At 63.2% G+C, this 19739-nt stretch carries 19 protein-coding genes, 1 tRNA gene and 1 other RNA gene; 12 read left to right on the top strand and 9 right to left on the bottom strand.

Features of this window, described 5'->3' with window-relative positions:
* Positions 1–375: 375 nt before the first annotated feature.
* The gene (gene ade, locus ACMO6A_RS11515; protein ID WP_009304164.1) at positions 376–2181 is read right to left on the bottom strand and encodes an adenine deaminase; all 1806 of its coding nucleotides are present in this window, start codon (positions 2179–2181) and stop codon (positions 376–378) included.
* A 203-nt stretch (positions 2182–2384) separates the two neighbouring features.
* Here ade and ACMO6A_RS11510 point away from each other — a divergent pair, with 203 nt between their 5' ends.
* From ACMO6A_RS11510 to ACMO6A_RS11500, 3 genes are read left to right on the top strand one after another with little or no spacing between them, the layout of a single operon-like run.
* Entirely contained in the window at positions 2385–2840 is a 456-nt protein-coding gene (locus ACMO6A_RS11510) for a YhcH/YjgK/YiaL family protein (RefSeq protein WP_009304165.1), read from the top strand.
* A 5-nt stretch (positions 2841–2845) separates the two neighbouring features.
* Positions 2846–3211, top strand: coding sequence for a GIY-YIG nuclease family protein (locus ACMO6A_RS11505; protein ID WP_009304166.1), 366 nt, complete (start codon positions 2846–2848; stop codon positions 3209–3211).
* Positions 3208–3768, top strand: a complete 561-nt coding sequence (locus ACMO6A_RS11500; RefSeq protein ID WP_009304167.1) for a hypothetical protein — start codon at positions 3208–3210, stop codon at positions 3766–3768. Before ACMO6A_RS11505 ends, ACMO6A_RS11500 begins: the two co-directional genes overlap by 4 nt.
* Here the strand turns inward: ACMO6A_RS11500 and ACMO6A_RS11495 are convergent.
* Positions 3765–6131 carry a bifunctional alpha,alpha-trehalose-phosphate synthase (UDP-forming)/trehalose-phosphatase gene (locus tag ACMO6A_RS11495; RefSeq protein WP_009304168.1) on the bottom strand — a complete coding sequence of 789 codons (2367 nt, stop codon included), beginning with the start codon at positions 6129–6131 and terminating at the stop codon, positions 3765–3767. The two genes, ACMO6A_RS11500 and ACMO6A_RS11495, sit on opposite strands and share 4 nt — an antisense overlap.
* Before the next feature lie 192 nt (positions 6132–6323).
* On the opposite strand from ACMO6A_RS11495, the gene ACMO6A_RS11490 reads away from it, so the two are divergent.
* The 4 genes from ACMO6A_RS11490 to ACMO6A_RS11475 all read left to right on the top strand — a co-directional run bounded on the left by ACMO6A_RS11490 (position 6324) and on the right by ACMO6A_RS11475 (position 9277).
* Entirely contained in the window at positions 6324–6605 is a 282-nt protein-coding gene (locus tag ACMO6A_RS11490) for a hypothetical protein (RefSeq protein WP_009304169.1), read from the top strand.
* Between the two features lie 169 nt (positions 6606–6774).
* Complete coding sequence (locus ACMO6A_RS11485; protein ID WP_009304170.1) at positions 6775–7926, top strand: M42 family metallopeptidase; 1152 nt, start codon at positions 6775–6777, stop codon at positions 7924–7926.
* An 8-nt stretch (positions 7927–7934) separates the two neighbouring features.
* Positions 7935–8402 (top strand): SsrA-binding protein SmpB, encoded by a 468-nt coding sequence (gene smpB / locus ACMO6A_RS11480; RefSeq protein WP_009304171.1) that lies wholly within the window; start codon positions 7935–7937, stop codon positions 8400–8402.
* Positions 8403–8464: 62 nt separating this feature from the next.
* Positions 8465–9277 carry a hypothetical protein gene (locus ACMO6A_RS11475; RefSeq protein WP_009304172.1) on the top strand — a complete coding sequence of 271 codons (813 nt, stop codon included), beginning with the start codon at positions 8465–8467 and terminating at the stop codon, positions 9275–9277.
* 67 nt (positions 9278–9344) lie between these two features.
* On the opposite strand, the gene ssrA is transcribed toward ACMO6A_RS11475, so the two are convergent.
* Positions 9345–9713, bottom strand: a transfer-messenger RNA (tmRNA) gene (ssrA, locus tag ACMO6A_RS11470).
* A 468-nt stretch (positions 9714–10181) separates the two neighbouring features.
* Between ssrA and ACMO6A_RS11465 the strand changes: the two genes are divergently transcribed.
* The gene (locus ACMO6A_RS11465) at positions 10182–11678 is read left to right on the top strand and encodes a L,D-transpeptidase family protein (protein ID WP_009304173.1); all 1497 of its coding nucleotides are present in this window, start codon (positions 10182–10184) and stop codon (positions 11676–11678) included.
* A gap of 86 nt (positions 11679–11764) precedes the next feature.
* On the opposite strand, the gene ybaK is transcribed toward ACMO6A_RS11465, so the two are convergent.
* Complete coding sequence (ybaK, locus tag ACMO6A_RS11460; protein ID WP_009304174.1) at positions 11765–12250, bottom strand: Cys-tRNA(Pro) deacylase; 486 nt, start codon at positions 12248–12250, stop codon at positions 11765–11767.
* 18 nt (positions 12251–12268) lie between these two features.
* On the bottom strand, positions 12269–12883 hold the full coding sequence (locus ACMO6A_RS11455) for a flavodoxin family protein (protein WP_009304175.1): 615 nt from the start codon (positions 12881–12883) through the stop codon (positions 12269–12271).
* 115 nt (positions 12884–12998) lie between these two features.
* On the opposite strand from ACMO6A_RS11455, the gene murI reads away from it, so the two are divergent.
* The 3 genes from murI (at position 12999) to ACMO6A_RS11440 (ending at position 14676) form a co-directional block, all read left to right on the top strand.
* Positions 12999–13910, top strand: coding sequence for a glutamate racemase (gene murI / locus ACMO6A_RS11450; RefSeq protein WP_009304176.1), 912 nt, complete (start codon positions 12999–13001; stop codon positions 13908–13910).
* Positions 13911–13942: 32 nt separating this feature from the next.
* Positions 13943–14539, top strand: coding sequence for an RdgB/HAM1 family non-canonical purine NTP pyrophosphatase (gene rdgB, locus ACMO6A_RS11445; RefSeq protein WP_009304177.1), 597 nt, complete (start codon positions 13943–13945; stop codon positions 14537–14539).
* A gap of 60 nt (positions 14540–14599) precedes the next feature.
* Positions 14600–14676 (top strand) — tRNA-Pro (locus ACMO6A_RS11440).
* Positions 14677–14839: 163 nt separating this feature from the next.
* Here ACMO6A_RS11440 and ACMO6A_RS11435 read toward each other — a convergent pair.
* The 3 genes from ACMO6A_RS11435 to ACMO6A_RS11425 form a co-directional block, all read right to left on the bottom strand.
* Positions 14840–15649, bottom strand: coding sequence for a nucleotidyl transferase AbiEii/AbiGii toxin family protein (locus ACMO6A_RS11435; RefSeq protein ID WP_175282512.1), 810 nt, complete (start codon positions 15647–15649; stop codon positions 14840–14842).
* Positions 15650–15740: 91 nt separating this feature from the next.
* Positions 15741–16280: a hypothetical protein gene (locus ACMO6A_RS11430; RefSeq protein WP_227101028.1), complete on the bottom strand. Its 540-nt coding sequence runs from the start codon at positions 16278–16280 to the stop codon at positions 15741–15743.
* A 263-nt stretch (positions 16281–16543) separates the two neighbouring features.
* Positions 16544–17239: a hypothetical protein gene (locus tag ACMO6A_RS11425; RefSeq protein ID WP_009304180.1), complete on the bottom strand. Its 696-nt coding sequence runs from the start codon at positions 17237–17239 to the stop codon at positions 16544–16546.
* Between the two features lie 73 nt (positions 17240–17312).
* On the opposite strand from ACMO6A_RS11425, the gene ACMO6A_RS11420 reads away from it, so the two are divergent.
* Positions 17313–18419: an HNH endonuclease gene (locus tag ACMO6A_RS11420; RefSeq protein ID WP_009608288.1), complete on the top strand. Its 1107-nt coding sequence runs from the start codon at positions 17313–17315 to the stop codon at positions 18417–18419.
* A gap of 143 nt (positions 18420–18562) precedes the next feature.
* Here ACMO6A_RS11420 and ligD read toward each other — a convergent pair.
* Positions 18563–19739: DNA ligase D (gene ligD, locus ACMO6A_RS11415; RefSeq protein WP_418471292.1), on the bottom strand; the 1177-nt coding region annotated here is incomplete at its 5' end.

The raw sequence follows: 19739 nt of genomic DNA, 5'->3' as shown, positions 1-19739 counted from the left end.
GGTGTACTCCGTGCTCGAGAACGCGCGGGTCACTCCCCGCATGGGAGTGCGGGTTGAAACTGTTCGGGTTGGCTGGCAAGCTGAACGCTGACACGTCATCGTTCAGCTTGCGGGCGCGCGGGTTGAAGTCGCGCGCAGCTGTCGTGGTACGGCCGAGGCGTGGTCGGTCGTACCACTCGCGGGCGCGCGGGTAGAAGCAGGGTATCCGGGTTGAAATCGAGCAGCGTTTCGGCAGGTTCTGTCGCTCCCTAACGAAGGGGCGACCGATCCTTGCCGTCGCTTCCTATCGAGAACGCGGATTGATTCGCTGATTCCGAGTTTTGCTCGTCGGACGTCTGCGCCGAGTTGCGAAAGGCGCAGACGTCCTTCGGATCGCTACTCCACCACCAAATCAACGAACTCAAACGTCGTGCAGTCAACCAGGCCGCGGTTCGTCAGGCGCAGTTCGGGCAGGCATGCTAGCGGGATCAGGGCCATCGTCATGAACGGCGACGGCATGGTGCAGCCGATCTCGGCCCATGCGCCCTCCAAAGCATGTACCTTCTCGCTCATCGTTACGGCGTCGAGCGAGTCCATCAAACCGGCGATAGGAAGCTCCACCAACCCCAGGATCTCCCCGTCGGCGACCACCGCCATGCCGCCGCCGCAGGCGGCCAGCGTGTTCGCGGCCAGGGCCATGTCCTCGTCGTTCGTGCCCACCACCAGCAAATTGTGCGCGTCGTGCGCCACGGTGGACGCCATCGCGCCGCGCTTGATGCCGAAGCCCTTCACGAAGCCGCAGCCGCACGTGCCCGTCTCGTGATGGCGTTCGAACACGAACGTCTTCAGCACGTCCTGCTGAAGGTCGGACTCAAGCCGCCCGTCCACGACCGGCAGGTCCACATGCGCCTCGAACGTGCCGACCTTGGCGGGGATGATCTCGATCGCGCGCACCCGCACGGTTCCGTCGGCAACGCCTTCGGGTGCGGGCACCTCGAACGATGCGGGCGTCAGCTCGCGACCCAGGTGCATCGAGTGCGTAACCCAGTCGGGGAATTGGAACGGCGGCAGGTCGAACAGGGCGCGGCCGTCTTCCGCCACCACGTCGCCGTCGATCAGCACGCGGGTGACCCTCAGGTCCTCCAGATCGTCCAAGAACACGATGTCGGCGCACTTGCCCGGCGCGATGGAGCCCAGGTCGTGGTCCATCTGGAAGCACTGAGCGCAGTTGATGGTGACCATCTGGATGGCGGTCACCGCGTCGATCCCCAGCCCGACGGCCACCCGCACGATGTGGTCGAGGTGCCCGTCGGCCACCAGCGTGTGCGGGTGCGTGTCGTCGCTGACCAGCGTCGCGAAGCGCGTGTCGATGTCGTTCGCCAGCACGGCTTCGGCCAGCACCGGCAGGTCCTTCCATGCCGAGCCGTAGCGCAGCTGGGCGTACATGCCGAGGCGCATCTTCGCCAACACGTCCTCGGGGCGCGTTGACTCGTGGCAGCAGCGCACGCCCGAGGCGATGTAGGCGTTCAGGCCCCGGTCGGTCTCGGGCATGGAGTAATGGCCGGTCACGATCTTGCCTGCCTCCAGCGTGGCACCCACTTCGCCATGCGCGTGGTCCGTGCTTCCTAGGATGCCCGGGAAGTTCATCATCTCGCCGAGCCCCACGACGCTCGGCCATGCCATCGTCTCGGCCACGTCGTCCGGGCCGATGGACGAACCGGTGTCCTCGAAGCCGGGCACGGCGGGCACGCACGACGGGGTGGTGATCATCGTCTTGAGCGGCGTGCGCCGCGCGTCCTCCTCCATCACCTTCACGCCGTCGAGGCCTAGCACGTTGCAGATCTCGTGCGGGTCCATGTAGATACCCGTGGTGCCGTGCGGCACGACGGCGCGCGCGTATTCGCCCACGCCCATCATGGACGATTCCACGTGGATGTGCCCGTCGAGGAACCCTGGCGCGATGTACTGCCCCTTCGCATCGATGACCTGCGTGTCCTCGCCGATGCAGTGGTCTGCCCGGCCGAGGTAGGCGATGCGGCCCTCGGCGATGGCCACGTCCACGTCCTCCTGGATCTCGGCCGTGCACACGTTCACGAGCTTCGCGCCCTTGATCACCGTCTCGGCGGGCGCGAGCCCCTGGGCGACGGCGGACAGGGTTTTCGAGCATTCCCACAGCGGCTTCTTGCAGAACTTGTTGATCATGCCTCGCTCCTTCGATGAACGGCGCCGTCTCTTCGGCGCAGGGTCGATACGGTCATTATCTGCCTTGCTCAAGCTGCCGTCCACGATCCCTTTCTAGACTTCAAGCGGAATGCGCAAACGTTCTGTTGCGTCCGCGCTGACGTCCTCGGGTGTATACTGCGAGTCGCTTTGCGCGCCGTGCACCCGTACCGAAAGGACCGATCATGCTGGTTACCACCCTCGACCATGCCGCTGGCAACGATTACCTCGCCGCGCGTTTTCAGAAGGCGTATGCTTTTTTGAACAGGGATGACCTCGGGTCGCTCCCGCTCGGCCGCGTCGACATCGACGGGGACGCCGTGTTCGCCAACGTGCAGGAATACGACACGGTTCCCGCCGAGGAGAAGCAGCTGGAGGCGCACCGCCGCTACTACGACGTGCAGTTCGTCGTGTCGGGCGAGGAGGTCATGCAGTATGCGCCGCTCGAAGGCCTCGCGAAAGTACAGCCCTTTGACGAAGACGCCGATTTCGGGCTGTACTGCACACCCGAGCGTCCCAGCTCCATCGTGCTGCGTGCGGGCGACGTGGCCGTGCTCGCACCCGAAGACGCCCACAAGCCGGGATGCGCGCTCGACGCCCCATGCTGCGTGCGCAAGATCGTCGTCAAGGTGCTCGTGTAGCGCGCATGGATCCCCGGGCAGAAAACGATCCGTCGTTCTACCTGTACGTGCTCGAATGCGCCGACGGCACATGGTACACGGGCTACACCGTGGACGTCGCCGAACGCGTGCGCGCGCATAACGCCGGCGCGGGCGCGAAGTACACGCGCAGCCGCCTTCCCGTGCGCCTGCTCGCGCAGGCGGCTTACGCGACGAAGCACGAGGCCATGAGCGCCGAGTACCGCTTCAAGCGCCTCACGCGCCGTCAGAAAGAACGGCTCGTGCGCCGTGCCGCGCGCGAGCCGTTCGAGCAGGTTCTGAGCGACCTCATGCCCGCGGCGGGTGTGCGCGAAGACACGGAAGGTGTTGATGTCGGAGGGGAGGCGCGATGAGCCTGCGAAGCGCCGGCGACGACGTCGTTTCCCGGATCGCGCGCTTGTTGGAGCTCGAAGGCGACCGGTGGCGGCCTCATCGGGCGCTCGAGCTGCTGTCGTTCGTGCTGGGCGACCGCGCCCAGGTGGGCGATGCGTCCCGCTACATATTCGCGTACGCGCGCCATCGGGGCTACGACCTGCCGCCGTACCCGTTGGCGGGGTGCGGGGAGATCCGCGCGTTCTTCGCCGACGAGGGCGTGCGCAACGTGCCCGACTGGTACGGGAAGAAGCTCGGGCTCGACGAGCGCGCCTACGAGGCGCTGCCGTCGCAGACCGTCGTCGTGTTGCGCGACCGTGCCGACCGGCGCAAGGCGTTCTTCCTCGACGGCATCCGCTATCGCAACGCCGCCGCCTTCGAGAACCTCGTCGATAGCGGCTTCTCCCGCACGCTTTCCGAAGACGATCTGGAAGCGCTGTTGAGCCGCGTGCTCGCGTTTTTGACCGGCGACGATGCGTCCGTCGAGGCGGAAACGACGGCCGTCGGCCCGCTTCGCGGCTCCTCTTGCGCGTTCTAGCGGACCGGCTCGGCTTCGGCCATCGCTTCCAGCAGCTGGCGCATCTCGGCGCTGTTCTTGAGCGCGAAGCGGGCGCGGGTGGGGCCGCCGCCTATCTTGACGGTCCACGCGTCGTCGGGCGCGGCTTCGAACACGTCCTCGTCGGTGCGGTCGTCGCCGGCCGCCAGCAAGAAGCCGTAGGCGGGGTCGCGGAACCAGCGGTGGGCCGCGTGCCCCTTGTCGACGCCGCGCGGCTTCACCTCGATCACCTTATTGCCGTCCATGAGCGCGATGCCGCGGTCGGCCAGGCCGTCTCCCAGTGCGCATCTGATCTCGATGACGCGCCGTTCGGCCAGCTCTTGGCTGCACATGCGGTAATGCCACACCAGCGAGTAGTCCTTCTCTTCCAGCAGCGATCCGGGCGTGCGGTCGACGAAGTCGGCCAGCACGGGGCGGATGGCGTCCTTCCAGCTGTTGTCGAGCGGTTCCTGCAGCGTCCATGCCCGCCCGCTCGCCGTGCCTCCGTCCGCTTGCGCGGCGAACCAAACGCCGTGCTCGGCCACGAGGTCGACGGGCAGCCGGCCCAGCCATGCCTCGAGCGTGGCGTGGTCGCGCCCCGACACCACCACCACGTCGTTGTCCGCGCTGCCGCCCAGGCGCGCCAGCACGTCCAGCAGCCGTTCGTCGGGCGCGACGCGCGCGGGGTCGTCCGAGAAGGGCATGAGCGTGCCGTCGTAGTCCAGCAGCAGCGCGCGCCGATCCGCGCGGCGGTACGCCTCCAGCAGCCGGCCGGCCGACGTGGGGCCCAGCAGATGCGCGCTCATGCCCGCCTGGCGGCGCTTCACGTCGGCCACGGCATCGAGGAACTCGCGCGCCCACTTCTTCGACGTGTAGCGTGCCAGGCGCTGTTGCATGGGTGCGTTGCGCTTGCGCTGCTCGTCGGGTGGCATGGTGAGCGCCTCCTGCATGGCACGGGCGATGCCCGCGCGGTCGAACGGGTTCACGCACAGAGCCTCGTGCAGCTCGTAGGACGCGCCGGCCATCTCCGACAGCACCAGCACGCCTCCGTCGCCGTCGTGGCAGGCCAGGTACTCCTTGCATACGAGGTTCATGCCGTCGCGCAGCGGGGTGACCAGCATCACGTCGCTCGCGGCGTACAGGCTGACCAGCTGCTCGAACGGCAACGAGCGGTAGTAGTAGTCCACAGGCGTCCAGTCCATCGTTGAGTGTTTGCCGTTCACCTGGCCCACCAGCTCGTCGATGCGCTTCTTGAGCGCGCGGTACGACGCCACGTTCTCGCGCGACGGCACGGTGACCAGCATGAGCACCACGCGACCCTTCCACTCGGGGTGCTTGTCGAGGAACGCGTCGAAGGCGTCCAGCCGCTCGGGAATGCCCTTCGAGTAGTCCAGCCGTTCCACCGACAGCATCACCTTGCAACCTTCGTGTCCCTTCTCGGCCGCGAGCGTTTCCACTGCTGCTTGCACTTCCGGTGTGCGTGCGGCGTCGCGGAAGCGCGCGTAGTCGATGCCGAGCGGGAAGGCGTCCACCTGCACCACGCGTCCGTCAACCGTGAGCGTGCCGCTCGTGTTCTCGATGCCCGCCACGCGCCGGCAGCTGGACAGGAAATGGCGCACGTAGTCGTAGGCATGGAAGCCGATGAGGTCGGCTCCCAGCACGCCGCGGACGATCTCGTCGCGCCACGGCAGCGTGCGGAACGTCTCGTAGTCGGGGAAGGGGATGTGCAGGAAGAACCCGATGGACGCATCCGGCAGTGCCTCTCGCAGCATCGACGGCAGCAGCATGAGGTGGTAGTCCTGGATCCACAGCGTGTCGCCCGGGCGCGCTTCTGCCAGTGCTGCCTCGCAGAACCGTTCGTTCACGCGCCGGTATGCCTCCCATTCTTCCTCGTCGAAGCGGGTGAACTGGGGGAACCCGTGGAACAGCGGCCAGATGGCCGAGTTGGAGAAGCCCTCGTAGTAGGCTTCGGCGTCGCGGTCGTCCAAGAACACCGCGCGGCAATCGCGCTCGTCGAACGCCGCGGCCAGCCGGGCGCGCTCGTCGTCGTCCATGCCCGCATCCGCGTCGGCCCAGCCGATCCAGAGGTTGCCGTCCTGCTCGTGCAAGGGGCCCAGGCCCGTGGCCAGGCCGCCCACGCTGCGCTCGAGCTCGAAGCCGCCTTCGCCGTCGTCTTCGAAACGGTAGGGCAGCCGGTTCGACACGATGATCAGCCGCCCGGCCTCGGGCGCGACGACGCTGCGCGCGTCATGCTGCGCGCGCCGAGCTGCCGCGCTCTCTTCCCGGGGGCGGTCGATGCGCGCGAGGGGTAAGGGGAGCGGCGTGTCGCGCAGAAGGGTCGCCGCGGTGCTGTGAGTGTTTGGCATGGAAGTCCACCTTTGCTGTCTTTTCTGCCATTGTAGGGAAGGCGCCGCCGCTTCCCCGAAGCGGTTGCGCCCTTGTTTCGCTGCCGTCAGGCGGCCGTGAACGCGCCTTTTTCTCGCGCGTTGCGCAGCGGCGGCCGTCGCCTTGGGGTATCATGCGAACAGTGCGAAAACCACGACCGTCGAAGGAAGGATATGCAGACCTACATCGCCCATTACATCTCTCCCGCGGCTGCTGACGTGCGAGGCACGGGGCTCTTCGAGTTCGAAAGCGACTCGCGCGCCAACACGAAGGGGAACCTGCGCGACGCGCGCCTCAAGATGCTGGAGCTGTACGGCAAGGACGCCGTGTCGTGGACCATCGACAGCGTGGAGCGGAAGAAAGCGTCCGTCGCCTCGCAGGACGGCCAACTGGCGCTGGACTTCCGCCCGCCGAAGCCCGAGCGCAAGCGCGCGAAGAAGAAAGAGTACTGGTAGGCCCGCAACGCCCGCCGTCGGCGCCGGACGCTTCATGGTACTCCGGTGACGGCCTCGCTTCATCACCGCGATGAGGTGGCTGCTCGGACGATGCAAGGGCTATACTGGTTCCCATACCGAACGAACGCGCCGCGCCTGCGCGCGGCCTCGCCCAGAACAGGGAGCATTTATGAAGAACAAGCAGGTGAAATTCCTCAAGCAACTGCTCGAGACCCCGTCGGCCACCGGCACCGAGATCGCCGTGGCCGAACTGGTGCGCGAGCGCCTGGCCGGCACGGCCGACGAGATCCAGACCGACGTCATGGGCTCGGTCCATGCCCGCCTGTCGGGCACGGGCGTGGCCCCGTCGCTCATGCTGTCGGCCCACATGGACGAGATCGGCCTCATGGTCACGTACATCTCCGACGAGGGCTTCCTGTCCGTGTCGTCCGTCGGCGGCGTGGACGCGGCCATCCTCCCGGGCATGCGCGTGGACGTGCACGCGTCGAACTCCTTCGAGCCGCTGCGCGGCGTGGTGGGCCGCAAGCCCATCCACCTCATCGAGCCCGACGAGCGCAAGAACGTCACGCCCATCGACAAGCTGGTCATCGACCTCGGCATGCCGGCGAAGCGTGTGAAGAAGCTCGTCATGGTGGGCGACGTCATCACCTTCGGCGTGGGCTTCGAGCGCTTCGGCAAGAACATGGCTGTCTCGCGCGCCTTCGACGACAAGGCGGGCGTGTGGGTCGCCGTGCGCGTGCTGGAGACGCTCGCTAAGGAGGGCCGCGCGCCCGGCGACTTCATCGTGGCCGCCACCGTTCAGGAGGAGATCGGCACGCGTGGCGCCATTACGTCCGCGTACGGCCTAGACCCCGATGTGGCCATCGCGTTCGACGTGACGCACGCCACCGACTATCCCGGCATCGACAAGACGAAGTACGGAAAGATCGTCTGCGGCGAGGGTCCCGTTATCGCGCGCGGCCCCAACATCAACCCGGCTGTGTTCGAGCGCCTCGTGGCGGCGGCCGAGGCCGAGGGTCTGCCGTACCAGATCGAGGCCGAGCCCGGCGTCACCGGCACCGACGCCCGTTCCATCCAGATCTCCCGCGGAGGCGTCCCCACCGGCCTCGTGTCGGTGCCCCTGCGCTACATGCATACGCCCACCGAGGTGGTCAGCCTCGACGACCTCGACGCAACGGTGAAGCTGCTCGCCCGTTTCGCGCGCGACCTGGACGAGGACGCCTGCTTCGTGCCGGGCATGGGCGACGCGGTGACCGAGGGCGACGGCGCTGGCGCCGAGTCCGCTGCGCAGATGCAGTTCGACGAGACGGGCGTGGAGTAGGTACGGCCGTGAAACGCGAAGAGAAGACCATCGCCAAGAACAAGAAGGCGTTCCACGAGTACGAGATCCTCGAGACGCTGGAGGCGGGCATCGAGCTGACGGGCACCGAGGTGCGCTCGCTGCGCGACAACCACTGCCAGCTCACCGACTGCTTCGCACTCATCCGAGACGGCGAGGTGTGGCTGCACAACGTGCACATCCCGCCGTACCTCAACGGCAACATCGCCAATCCCGATCCCGACCGCAAGCGCAAGCTGCTGCTGCACAAGAAGCAGATCCGCCAGCTGCAGGAGCAGGTCAAGGAGAAGGGCATGGCGCTCGTGCCCGTGAAGATGTACTTCAAGGACAACTCGCTCGTGAAGGTGGAGCTGGCCGTGGCGCGCGGCAAGAAGCTCTACGACAAGCGCGCTACCATGGCGGCGCGCGATTCCCGCCGCGAGGTGGAGCGCGCGCTGAAGGAACGCAGCCGCTACTAAGCTGCAACGACGAACCACGCCGCGCTTTGCGCCGACGTGCGAACCACGCGAAGGAGGCCATCATGGGCTTGGACGAGGAACTGGAAACCATCGAGGACGGCGCCGAGACGGAAGCCGAGCAGATCGACCAGGAGACCGAACTCGAGGACGTCGAAGAGTTCCAAAACGACGAGGAGTTCGATCCTTCCGACGACGAGACCGACCTCGAGGAAGCCTACGAGGGCTTCTTCGCCGAGGAAGGCCCCGACGGAGAGGGCGAGACGTCGCTCGACGGCGAGGACGGGGGCCTGGCGGCCGTCGCGTCGCAGGCGGCGGGCATCGACCTGTCCGAGGAGGGCTTCCATATCGTCGACGGCGACGAGGCCGACGAGGAGGCGCAGCTCTACGAGAACGGCTCGCTCGACAGCTACGATGCCGATGCGCTGAACGAGGACGGCGACGCGACCGCCGGCTCCGTGCCTGAGGTCGACGAGGCGAACGCCCTCGAAGAGCTGGAGGACGGCCAAGACGACGACGTGCAGGACGTGGTCATCATCGAGCCGAGCGCCGAGGACGACGGCTACGAACTGGTGGAGCTCGAGCTCGACGATGACGACATCGTGCGCTACATCGAGGACGAGGACGGCGACGTCATCGGCTTCGTGCTCATGGAGGACGGCGAAGAGGCGGAGTACTACTACGTCGAAGAGGACGAGGAAGAAGCCGAAGAAGAGGACAACCCCTACGATCTGGGCATCACGAAGGAAGGTGTGGCCGAGGCCACGAACGATATGAACGCCATCTACAAGGACGGCATCGCCGTGGCGGCCGAGCTCAAGGGCGCCTTCGACGACATCAAGAGCGCGCTCGACTTCACGTCTTTTTTGAAGAAGTAGCCTGACGCAGCCTAGGAAACGCAAAGGAGCCCCGCCGGCTGCGCGCCGACGGGGCTCCTGTCGTCAGTGGTGGAGGCGCGGAGAATCGAACTCCGGTCCATACTACCTTCTCCATGAGGCTCTACAAGCTTAGTCCGTGGTCGGGATTCGGATGCGGCCGGCCCGCGGACAAGCGAGACGCACCCTAGCCGGTTCGATCTTTGCCTGAGCCATACCGGCTACGTGCTCAAGCGCATTCCCCTAGGTTGATGCCGGACCGAGGGGCGGGGAAGTCCCAAGGCCGACAGCCAGGCGCTATTAAGCAGCCATGGCGAGCGCCGGAGCGCTCTGAGTGTTGTTCTTGCCAATTAAATTGACGGTACCCCTGTTTAACGTGGCGAGGAGACCACGACCTGCTCCTCATTTCAAACGTACCATGTCGAAACCAGTCGCCCCCAGAAGAAGTGCGGGGTCGAAGGCCCACCTTGTCAATGTTCCCGCGGCTTTGCCGCGAACATCTATTCTATCCGCAGGCCGGCGTTTGTCAAGGATGATCGTGAGGCCGTGAACGAAGCGATGGCTGCGGCATCGCGGTGGAGCTTGCGGACGCCTCGTGCACGCCCCATGTCGAAATTGTGACAATCGCAGCCCGGTCGGAAAGCGAACCGTTTTGTTACAGGAGAATTACCCCCGACTTGCTACAATGGACGGAAGACCGAGACGTTTGAGAGTGATTATGAGCGAAAACAAGTCTGACAAGCCGTCGCGCGGTCGTCACGCCGCCGGCGCTCATCGCAACGATGGCGCGAGCAGCGGGCCTCTTCCGCAAACGCGACCGAAACCCGTCGTCCCTCCCGTGCAGCCTACGGCCGCCATGCCGCCGACCGCTTCGCCGTCGCGACCCGCCTCGGGGCAGGAGCCTCCGATGCGCTATGCAACCGACCAGGTGTTCAAGCCGCTCGATCCCATGCGCCCGGTCGATACGGCTCAGGCGTTCGCCGTCGAGCGCAAGCGCAAGCCCTTGAAGATCCTCGGCATAACGTTCGGCGCGATCATTGCACTGCTTCTGATCGCGTATGCGGGCGTAGCGTTGTACTTCACCGACCGCTTCATGCCGAATTCGAACATCGGCGACATCAACGTGTCGCTCATGAGCGCGGGAGATGCCGAGAAAGTGCTGGTCGATTCCATCAAGGACTATGCCTTGTCCATCGACGGCCAGGGATTCTCGCTCAAGCTCACGGCCAGCGATGCGGGCCTGTCCATCGACGAGGGCAAGGTAGTACGCGACATGCTTTCCGACATGAACCCGTGGGCATGGCCGTTCGAACTGCAGAAAGACCACGACGAGACGGCCAAGCTCGTGGCCACGTACAACGGCACCGGTCTGGAAGACGTAATCCGTTCTGCGGTCGCAGCGTTCAACGAAGGAGCTGCGCAGCCTGTGAACGCGACGATCGGCTTCGACGATGCGCAGGCCTCCTTCGTCATCAAGCCCGAAGCCGTGGGCACGGCGCTCGATGCCGACGCGGTGATCAAAGCCGCCGATGAAGCGGTGGCCGATCTCGATCCGCACGTGAAGCTCACTTCCGAACAGCTGCTGAAGCCGACGGTGCTGTCCACCGATCCGAAGCTCACTTCTGCAGCTGACTCGGCGAACACCATGATCAAAGCCGATCTTGAGCTGCTCATGGCCGGTACAGTCGCCGGAACCGTGGACGCGAGCCTGATCTCCCAATGGGTTTCGCTCGACGACGAGCTGGCGGTCACGCTCGATGAAGGCGCGCTGACGGCTTGGGTCGACGAGCTGGCGGCCGCCTGCAACACCGTCGGCACGCAGCGCACCTACACACGGTCTGACGGCAAGGTGGTCACGGTGGCCGGCGGCACGTACGGGTGGGAAGTGGACAAGGACGCCCTGCTCGCCTTGGTGAAGGACGGCGTGGCGAACGGCGCCGCGAACACGGTGGACATCCCGTGCACGCAGACGGGCGACGCGTACAACGGCGCGGGCAGCCGGGATTGGGGCGCTCGTTACATGGACGTCGACCTGTCCGAGCAGCATGCGCGCTTGTACGACGCGTCGGGTGCCGTTATCTGGGAGTCCGACATCATCACCGGCAAGCCTGACGGCGAGCACGACACGCCGACGGGCGTCTACATGGTGAACGCCAAGCAGAGTCCGTCGAAGTTAATCGGCTACAACGGCAACGAGAAGATCTACGAGACCGAGGTGCAGTACTGGATGCCGTTCGTTGGCAACTACATTGGGTTCCACGACGCCGATTGGCAGCCTGCGTTTGGCGGAACGCTGTACGCCGACGGCGTAGGCAGCCATGGCTGCGTGAACCTGCCGCCGTCGAAGGCAGCCGAGCTCTACGGCATGCTGTCGTCGGGCGACACGGTTGTGTCGCACTGGTAAAGCAGCGCTCCGATCCTACGCAACGGGCCCGCATCGAGCGGGCCCGTTTTTCGTCGCGAATAGGAATGATTAGCGTTCAGGCGTTTTCACACCACGGTGAGATCGGCCACGGCGAGGGGCACCGCGCGCGCCAGGTCGTCAGGCGTCATCTCGATCTGGCATCCGATGCGGCCGCCCGAGAATGCGATGCGCTCATGCAGCTGGCATGTCTCGTCGATGGCGGTGGGGAAGGCCTTTTTCATGCCGAGAGGCGAGCAGCCCCCGTGTACGTAGCCGGTCAAGGGCAGCAGCTCGCGCGAGCGGATCATCGCCACGGCTTTTTCGTTCACGACGTTTGCCGCCTTCTTGAGATCCAGCTCGCAGGCTACGGGGATCATGAACACGTAATGCTCGCCCGATTTGCCGCGCGTGACCAGCGTCTTGAACACGGTGTCCGGATCGAGTTCCAGTATGCGCGCCACTTCCACGCCCGAGACGGCCTCGGGGCAGTCGAAGAAGCGCGCTTCGTACGGCGTTCCCGCCGCATCGAGCACGCGCATGGCGTTCGTCTTGCGGTCGTGTTCTTTGGACATGGCTTTCTCGCGTTCGCGCTAGCGGATGAAGCTCGTCATGATCTTCTGCTCGACGTTCGGCGCAGGCACAGCGGACGTCGCCTGCAACATCCAGGCCATGTTCGTGCCCAGCACGCGCATGATCTGCAGACCCTCGGCATCCTGCCGTACGTCTTCGACGCTTCGGCCGTGCACCATGGGCCAGTAGTTGGACGATACCACCGGCATGCAGTTGATCTGGAAATACTTGTTGATCTGGTCGATGGCGGGCGTAGTGCCGGCGCGGCGCGCGGAGGCGACGGCGGCAGCGGGCTTGAAGCGCAGCCGTGCCGAGGCGGCGTAGAACAGGCGGTCGAGCACGGCCAGCAGGGCGCCGTTCGCTCCCGCGTAGAACACCGGCGTGCCGACGACGAGGCCGTCGGCTTCCACTGCCTTCTCGATGAGCCCGTTCGCCACGTCGTCGTCGAAGATGCAGCGGTTGTCGCCGCGCTTGGAGCAACCGCCGCAGCCCAGGCAGCCGCGAACGGGGTCGCGCCCGATCCAGGCGATCTCGGTGTCGACGCCTTGCGCTTCCAGCGCGCCGGCTACTTCGGACAGCGCGGTGTAGGTGCAGCGCTTCTCGTTCGGACTCCCGTTGACCAGCAGAACTTTCATGAGCCTCGCCTCGTTTCTCGTCTTGCTTCTTTCGCTCGTGAACCAGGTTAGCAGAAACTATGACCGGCCGGTATCGATTGCAAACAACGAACGAACCCTGCGGTATACTGGGGCGATGGATACCAACGAGACAACGATAGAGCCGCTCGAAGGCGCGGATGCGCCGCGCTTCGACAACGCGCCCATCGGCGTGTTCGACTCGGGGTTCGGCGGCCTTACCGTGGCGCGCGAGATCGCCAAGGAGCTGCCGCGCGAATCCATCGTCTACCTGGGAGATTCGGCACGCTGCCCCTACGGGCCGCGCAGCTTGGACGAGGTCGACGGCTTCGTGCAGCAGATCGGCGCGTGGCTGGTCGAGCGCGGGGTGAAGCTCGTCGTCATCGCGTGCAACACGGCCACGGCGGCCGGCCTGGCGCATGCGCAGCGGACGTTTCCCGTGCCGGTCATCGGCGTGGTGGAGCCGGGCGCCCGCGCCGCGGCCCATGCCACGAAGAACCGCCGCGTGGGCGTGATCGCCACGAAGGCCACGGTGGAGTCGGACGCCTACACCAAGGCAATCCGCCACCTCGACGCCGGCATTACCGTGTTCTCCACGGCCACGCCGCGTTTCGTGGAGATAGCCGAGCAGGGCCTGCGCATGGCCGAGGGCCCCATCGAGGATTTCACCTCCCTCGTGTCCACCGTGTACATCCGTCCCGCGTTCCAGGAGATCGCCCGCGAGTACCTTGAGCCGCTGCGCCGCTGCGACATCGACACGCTCGTGCTGGGGTGCACGCACTTCCCGCTGCTCAAGGCGCTTATCGGCGGCGTGGTGGGACGCGAGGTCACGCTGATCTCGTCGGCGCAGGAGGCGGCTCACGACGTGGCGCATATCCTTTCGCGCCGCGGCGCGCTGGCCTCGGAAGATCACGAGCCGAGCTACGACTTCTACACGACGGGGGAGGACGTGGAGGAATTCCGCAGCTTCGGCGCGCGCGTGTTCCGCACCGACATCGACCGGGTCGGACGCGTCGCGTTCCCCTCGTAACGCAACCGTTCAAGGAGAAGGAGCTTCACCGTATGAAGACTATCGTCATCGCCAGCAACAACGCGCACAAGGCTGAGGAGATAGCCACGGCGCTTGCGTTTCCCGGTTGGGAGTTCCGCACGCTGCGCCAGCTGGGGCTGGACTCCGACCCGGCCGAGGACGCCGATACGTTCGAAGGCAACGCGCGCATCAAGGCGCAGGCCGCTCGTGCGGCCAGCGGCGGCTTGGCCGTGCTCGCGGACGACTCGGGGCTTGCCGTGGACGCGCTGGACGGTGCGCCCGGCGTGCACTCGGCGCGCTACGCGGGCGAGCCGTGCGACGACGCGGCGAACAACGCCAAGCTGCTTGCTGAATTGGCCGACGTACCCGACGAGAAGCGCACGGGTCGCTTCGTGTGCACGCTCGTGTTCATCGACGAAGACGGCGCCGAGACGGTCGCGCGCGGCACGATAGAGGGACGCATCGGCCGCGAGGAGCGCGGCGATCACGGCTTCGGGTACGACCCGCTATTCCTTCCCGACGTGTTCGAAGACGGCCGCACCCTGGCCGAGGCTTTGCCCGAGGAGAAGAACGCCGTGTCCCATCGCGGCAACGCCCTCCGTGAGCTGCGCGCGAAGCTGGAGAAGTAGCCTTTCGCCCTGCTTCGCGTTCGCGAGACTTCTGGTATACTGGCTTGTGCTGTTTTGCGTCGGGATGTGGCGCAGTTTGGTAGCGCGCCTGCTTTGGGAGCAGGATGTCGCAGGTTCGAATCCTGTCATCCCGACCATCTTTCTTTTATTCCAAGATCCGCTGCTAAGCCAATATCGGCATACCGCTGCACCGATCCTGGCGGGTTATGTGTCGGCTCAACGTTGGATTCTGGGAATCGATTTGCTGCATAAGGTGACGGGTCGATCTCGCAAGCGTTTCTGGCTACATTATTGGGTTGCTCAATGTACGCTGATAGTACGTGCGAACTCAGCGATCAACAGAATAGATCTTGCTGCCGCCTCATAGGGTACGGCTTCGAATAGCAAGTGCGCGGTTACGTTCTCGTAATCGTCGCGGTACGCATCTTCTTTTATCATTGCTTCCAGGACGGACGGGATATCCACGTCGTCTTGTGCGGAGAAGCATCCATGCGAACTCTTGCGCTGCAGGCGCACCTTATCGAAAAGGACAGCGAGGGTTTCGTCGAAGGACACGACGGATGAGAGCTTGTTGAGGTCGTAGATATGCCTCGATTGCCGAGGCGGGATCGGGCCTGCCAGGTAGTAGTCGCACAGTGCGAATATTTTATCGACGAAGGTTCGTTCGATGGAGTTCGCCAAGAGCTCGAACGGTTCGAGTCCGTACTCTGAGACGACATCGTGAAAGCCTTCGTCAATACAAAGGCGGTACAGGTAGCTGTCGACGGCCTTTGTGACCGCCGGGGATGCCGGGGTCATGACCGCCGTCTCGATTATCAGAGCGTCGTTGCCGAATCCGCCAGCGATCGTTGGAAGCGGTACGAGGTACTTGTTGAACTCGCGCCGGCTTCGGGTTTCGTCAAGGTTGGAGACGGCGAGCCCCATCTTTTCTGCAGCGCGCGTGACCGCGAGCTTCATGCGCTTGCGCTGCCCTTCGGTCGCGTGCTCGACCTCCAGGCCGAGGTCGACGTCTTCCGAGAACCGCGCGATGGCGTTGTGGCATTTCGAGAGGCAGGTGCCTCCTTTGAACACGATCTCCGGATACTCTTGCGTGATGAGTTTCAGCGCCAAGAATATGAAGTAGTCCTTGATGACGAACGCTTCAGCGAGAGCGTAGCGCTTCGCGGCTCTTGCGACGAGCTCGTCCCATTCTTTCTGGTTTTCATGCAAGTACACCGTTCGCCTCGCTTTCGAGGAGCCTCAAGGCTGTTTTACCCGGATAGCGTTTCGCGCATTCTACCACCTTTTGCCTGTCCACCTTCGAGGCGAACTCCTTGAGCCGTGCGAGCTCGTCTGGGGCGAGACGGTTGACGGGCGCGTAGGTCAAGATGTCGAGCAGCTGCAGCGCCTCGACGTTGCCAGCGTTCACGGGGATCTTGGGACGGCGCAGGGTGATCTCGCGGTAGCCTCCGTACGGCTCGATCCTGCGCGATCGGGTGGACTCGCGGTTGGTGACGATCTCGAGCGTGCCGGGAACCTGGTTCGAGATGCCGATCTGGTTTTCGAGGGCCAGACCGGTGACATAGCCGTATACTTCGCAGCCGTCCGTCAGGTACTTCTTTTCGAGTATCTTCGCATCGCTAAGCGTAGACGGGCCGAATCGCGTTTCAATGGGGATGTAATAGACGCCCTTGCGGGGCTTTGCCAGCCTCGAAGAGGCCACGGCGTTGCGGAGGCGGCGGTAGAGCGTTGCCTCGGACATGCCGGGGAATGCTCCCCGTATCTCGTCGAGGAGGATAGGGCGGCCCGAGCCGAAGGCTCGTTCGAGTATGTTGACGAAGTCTTCCATATGGTTGATGGTAGCATGTGGTAGTAAATTCTACAAGTTTTATAAAATTCACTATCAATCAATCATGTCGAGGGCGAAAGACGTATTAAGGTGGTTGGAATCCTGCCACCTTAAGTGCCTCGGGGGGGGGGTAATCCGCAATCTTCGGCGAATGCCCGTCTGTATCGCCTTCAGTGCTATTCGTTTATGTTTTCTATTAGCTTCGTGGCGTATTCAATAAAATCGGGATCGTTCAGCATTTTGTGTTCTACAGCCTCGTCCATGGTTGCACCGATTCTTTTTCGTCTTGATGCTACGGTGGATGGATTTGCATTGAACAAGGAAGCGATCTCGCTATTGAGATGATCTTCGATGACGAAAAGCGTGTAAAGGTCACCGTCGGAAAGGTCGGCTAGGCTTAGTTCCTCACCGCGGTTTTTTCGTCGCAATAAGCTTTTGTACAAAGGGTCGTTGGGTCGTCTTTCTTTCTCGAAATCAATAAAGGGCTTTACTAAATCAGGCTGATCGTCATCTTCGTCGCTTTCGAAGTCGTAATAATTGATACATGAATTATTTTCGTCGCTCAAGATGGTAGATAATGAAGCATGATTGCTCCCGAAAAGGCGAAAGCTTATCCATTGAAGAGGGATCGCATGGTTAGGGAAGGAGCCTATCTCGGCGATTGAGTGAAGGAATATCTCATCGACATCGTAAAAGATATCGGAGTTATTGCGCAGCTGCAACAGCATTTCCCGAAACTTCTTCTCGGCAGTATCTATGTCTTTCGCCTTGACGATTGCTTGAAAGATGGCAACTCCATCATCGCGAGCTTCTTTTTCGTCGGATAAAGCATTGCCATATTCGGTGTGCTCAAACAGCGCGACATAGTACATGGTTACCCTCTCAAACGAAACATTGTCTCTGACTGTCTTTATAATACTTCACGGAGAGGAAAAGGAGCCAAGAATGCAGCAGTCGTCATCTTTCGAACTATCTTGGTCGAATTTGATCGATCTTTGGAATGAGTCGTCTTATGAAAAGGGAGCAGATCTTTCATTCAAAGAGATTGTCATTTTGGAGTCGTTTGCGGAGGAGGGGGTAGAGCCTTGTCAGGGCTTCGATTGGCTTCCTGTGGCCAAATTGGCAGAACCCGTAAAACCCAAAAAGCGTACGATCAGTTATAGCTTTGGGAAATATACTGCCCATGTTGCGCAAGCACCCAAGGCTTCTTTGGAAACTTTGAATTTGCTTATGGAGAACAATCTAGACGAAAAAGCATTCGCTTCTATTGCGCTGATCGCCACTGCGGAGCAGTTTTTGGGCAAGCTGCCCGAGCATTGGCGAGGATGGAACTACCGGTTTCTTCAAAAAATAGAAGAGTGCCATAGGAGCGAGTCGGACCGGTTGAGCTACTCTTTGCCTTGGTATCACAGCTCGAAATGGTTGTTTCCAAAGGGGTTCTATTCGAAAGGGCTTGTAAATGCGACTTCCAGACTAAATGCTTCGAGATTTGTGGAATTAGCGCTCTGCAATTTGCTGTACTATCTCGATTCTTATCGTCCATGTTATTACCTTCGAGCGGGCGTCGATGATGTTTCTCGTTTTGAGGCAGTGGCGGCTGAAATGGGCGTGCGTGCAATCTTGCGGGAGGCGAAGGTTAGTGGCAGCGCATGCGGTAGGAATGTCTCCAAAAAGAGGCAGGTCGAACGCATCGAGGATGAGATCGAAGACTACGACAAAGGGGTTCGCCATCGCGAAGGGAGGATGGTGGAGAGGAGATCCGTAGCTTACGAAAGATCACCGCAAGCGCGAAGAGCGTGCTTGCGACACTATGGATGCAAATGCTCAATTTGTGGCATAGACTTTGGCAAGGAGTTCGGGGAAGAATTCTCGGGAGTAATCGAGGTGCATCATCTCGAACCATTGAGCCTATCGAAAGGGGAACGCGAGATAGATCCGATTAAGGATCTTGTCCCGCTATGTCCCAACTGTCACAAAATGGTGCATAGAAAAGCGGGGAAACCTTACACTCTAGAACAAATAAGGGCACTTAGAAGAACTTCGCTTGACTGATGAGAATGGATGGAAAACGCAGACGGGTTCGGTAAGGCATCGCATGGGTACTCGGCAGCCTCGAATGGAGCCTCGGGTCGATGTAGCTTGGTGCCCGTTCGATAACGGCTTTTCCAGCGGCTCGCTGCGCGTGTAGCCCCTCGCTACTCGAGCGCCTGGTCGACGTCGAAGTAGCCGTCCCACGGGTCGTCGCCCTCGATGCGCGCGAGCGCGTCGTCCATCGTGAAGGCGTCGGGCGCCGCCTCGTCCAGCTCTTCCCAGCTGAGCGGCATCGACACGCGCGCGCCGCTGCGGGCGCGCAGGGAGTACGGGGCGATGCTCGTGGCGCCGCGCCCGTTGCGCATCCAGTCGATGAACACCTTGCCGGTGCGCTTCGCCAGGCGCACGTTGCTCGTGTAGCGGTCGGGCCACTTCTCGGCCATCACCTGGGCGATGCGCCGCGCGAAGTCGTGGAACGCGTCCCAGGAAGCTGCCGGCTGAAACGGTAGCACCACATGGTAGCCCTTGCCGCCGCTCGTCTTGAGAAACGACTTCAGCCCCAGCTCGTCGAGGATGCCCTTCAGGTCTCGCACGCCGCGCCGCACCTGCTCGAGGCCGAGCCCCTTGTCGGGGTCGAGGTCGAATACCATCATGTCGGGCTGTTCGAGCGTGTCCACCCGGCTGCCCCAGAGATGGAACTCCAACGTGTCCATCTGCGCTTCCGACACGAGCCCGACGGCATCCTCCACGTAGAAGTACGGCTCCTCGTCGCCGCTGCTCGTGGGGATGTCCACGGTGCGCACGCCCGGGGTGGAAGGCCCGGGATGCTTCTTGAAGAAGCAGGCCGAATCCGCGCCGCGCGGGCATCGCACGATGCTGAGGATGCGGCCGGACGCGTAGGGCAGCATGCGGTCGGCCATGCTGGCGTAGTAGCGCACCACGTCCTCCTTCGTGATGGGTGGGTCTTCGAACAACAGCTTGCCGGGGTTCGTGATGCGAACGCCGTCGATGCGCAGCTCGCCGTTCTTCTCGTTGTCGGAATTCATGGGGCGCTCCAATCGGTCGGGGGTTTGCTCGTCAGGTTCCGATGCGGGTTCCCGTTGCACGTCGCGCGGGTCTTTGTCGGTGCGGATGCCCTGGTAGCTGGGGTGTCGCAGCAGGCCGTCCTCGGTCCATTCGGCGAATTTCACCTGCACGATCGTTTGGGGGTCCAGCCATACGACGCGCTCGCCCGGGCGCGGCTTCGGCGCGTCGGCGAAAGGCGCGTCCGGTCGCTCGAGGCCTTCGAACGCGGCCAGCAGCTCGCGCGAGGTCGCTTCGCTCAATCCCGAGCCCACGCGT

The sequence above is a fragment of the Eggerthella sp. genome (genome assembly GCF_048329335.1).
In the GTDB taxonomy this organism is placed as follows: domain Bacteria; phylum Actinomycetota; class Coriobacteriia; order Coriobacteriales; family Eggerthellaceae; genus Eggerthella; species Eggerthella lenta.
Note: the sequence above shows the minus strand (reverse complement) of the source record. Positions and strands in the feature narration are given on the sequence as shown.

Excerpts from the sequence above, each read along its gene's own strand:
- ade (WP_009304164.1), bottom strand. The coding sequence starts at position 2,181 with ATGATCAACAAGTTCTGCAAGAAGCCGCTGTGGGAATGCTCGAAAACC.
- ACMO6A_RS11510 (WP_009304165.1), top strand. The coding sequence starts at position 2,385 with ATGCTGGTTACCACCCTCGACCATGCCGCTGGCAACGATTACCTCGCC.
- ACMO6A_RS11505 (WP_009304166.1), top strand. The coding sequence starts at position 2,846 with ATGGATCCCCGGGCAGAAAACGATCCGTCGTTCTACCTGTACGTGCTC.
- ACMO6A_RS11500 (WP_009304167.1), top strand. The coding sequence starts at position 3,208 with ATGAGCCTGCGAAGCGCCGGCGACGACGTCGTTTCCCGGATCGCGCGC.
- ACMO6A_RS11495 (WP_009304168.1), bottom strand. The coding sequence starts at position 6,131 with ATGCCAAACACTCACAGCACCGCGGCGACCCTTCTGCGCGACACGCCG.
- ACMO6A_RS11490 (WP_009304169.1), top strand. The coding sequence starts at position 6,324 with ATGCAGACCTACATCGCCCATTACATCTCTCCCGCGGCTGCTGACGTG.
- ACMO6A_RS11485 (WP_009304170.1), top strand. The coding sequence starts at position 6,775 with ATGAAGAACAAGCAGGTGAAATTCCTCAAGCAACTGCTCGAGACCCCG.
- ACMO6A_RS11475 (WP_009304172.1), top strand. The coding sequence starts at position 8,465 with ATGGGCTTGGACGAGGAACTGGAAACCATCGAGGACGGCGCCGAGACG.
- ACMO6A_RS11465 (WP_009304173.1), top strand. The coding sequence starts at position 10,182 with ATGCGCTATGCAACCGACCAGGTGTTCAAGCCGCTCGATCCCATGCGC.
- ybaK (WP_009304174.1), bottom strand. The coding sequence starts at position 12,250 with ATGTCCAAAGAACACGACCGCAAGACGAACGCCATGCGCGTGCTCGAT.
- ACMO6A_RS11455 (WP_009304175.1), bottom strand. The coding sequence starts at position 12,883 with ATGAAAGTTCTGCTGGTCAACGGGAGTCCGAACGAGAAGCGCTGCACC.
- murI (WP_009304176.1), top strand. The coding sequence starts at position 12,999 with ATGGATACCAACGAGACAACGATAGAGCCGCTCGAAGGCGCGGATGCG.
- rdgB (WP_009304177.1), top strand. The coding sequence starts at position 13,943 with ATGAAGACTATCGTCATCGCCAGCAACAACGCGCACAAGGCTGAGGAG.
- ACMO6A_RS11430 (WP_227101028.1), bottom strand. The coding sequence starts at position 16,280 with ATGTCCGAGGCAACGCTCTACCGCCGCCTCCGCAACGCCGTGGCCTCT.
- ACMO6A_RS11425 (WP_009304180.1), bottom strand. The coding sequence starts at position 17,239 with ATGTACTATGTCGCGCTGTTTGAGCACACCGAATATGGCAATGCTTTA.
- ACMO6A_RS11420 (WP_009608288.1), top strand. The coding sequence starts at position 17,313 with ATGCAGCAGTCGTCATCTTTCGAACTATCTTGGTCGAATTTGATCGAT.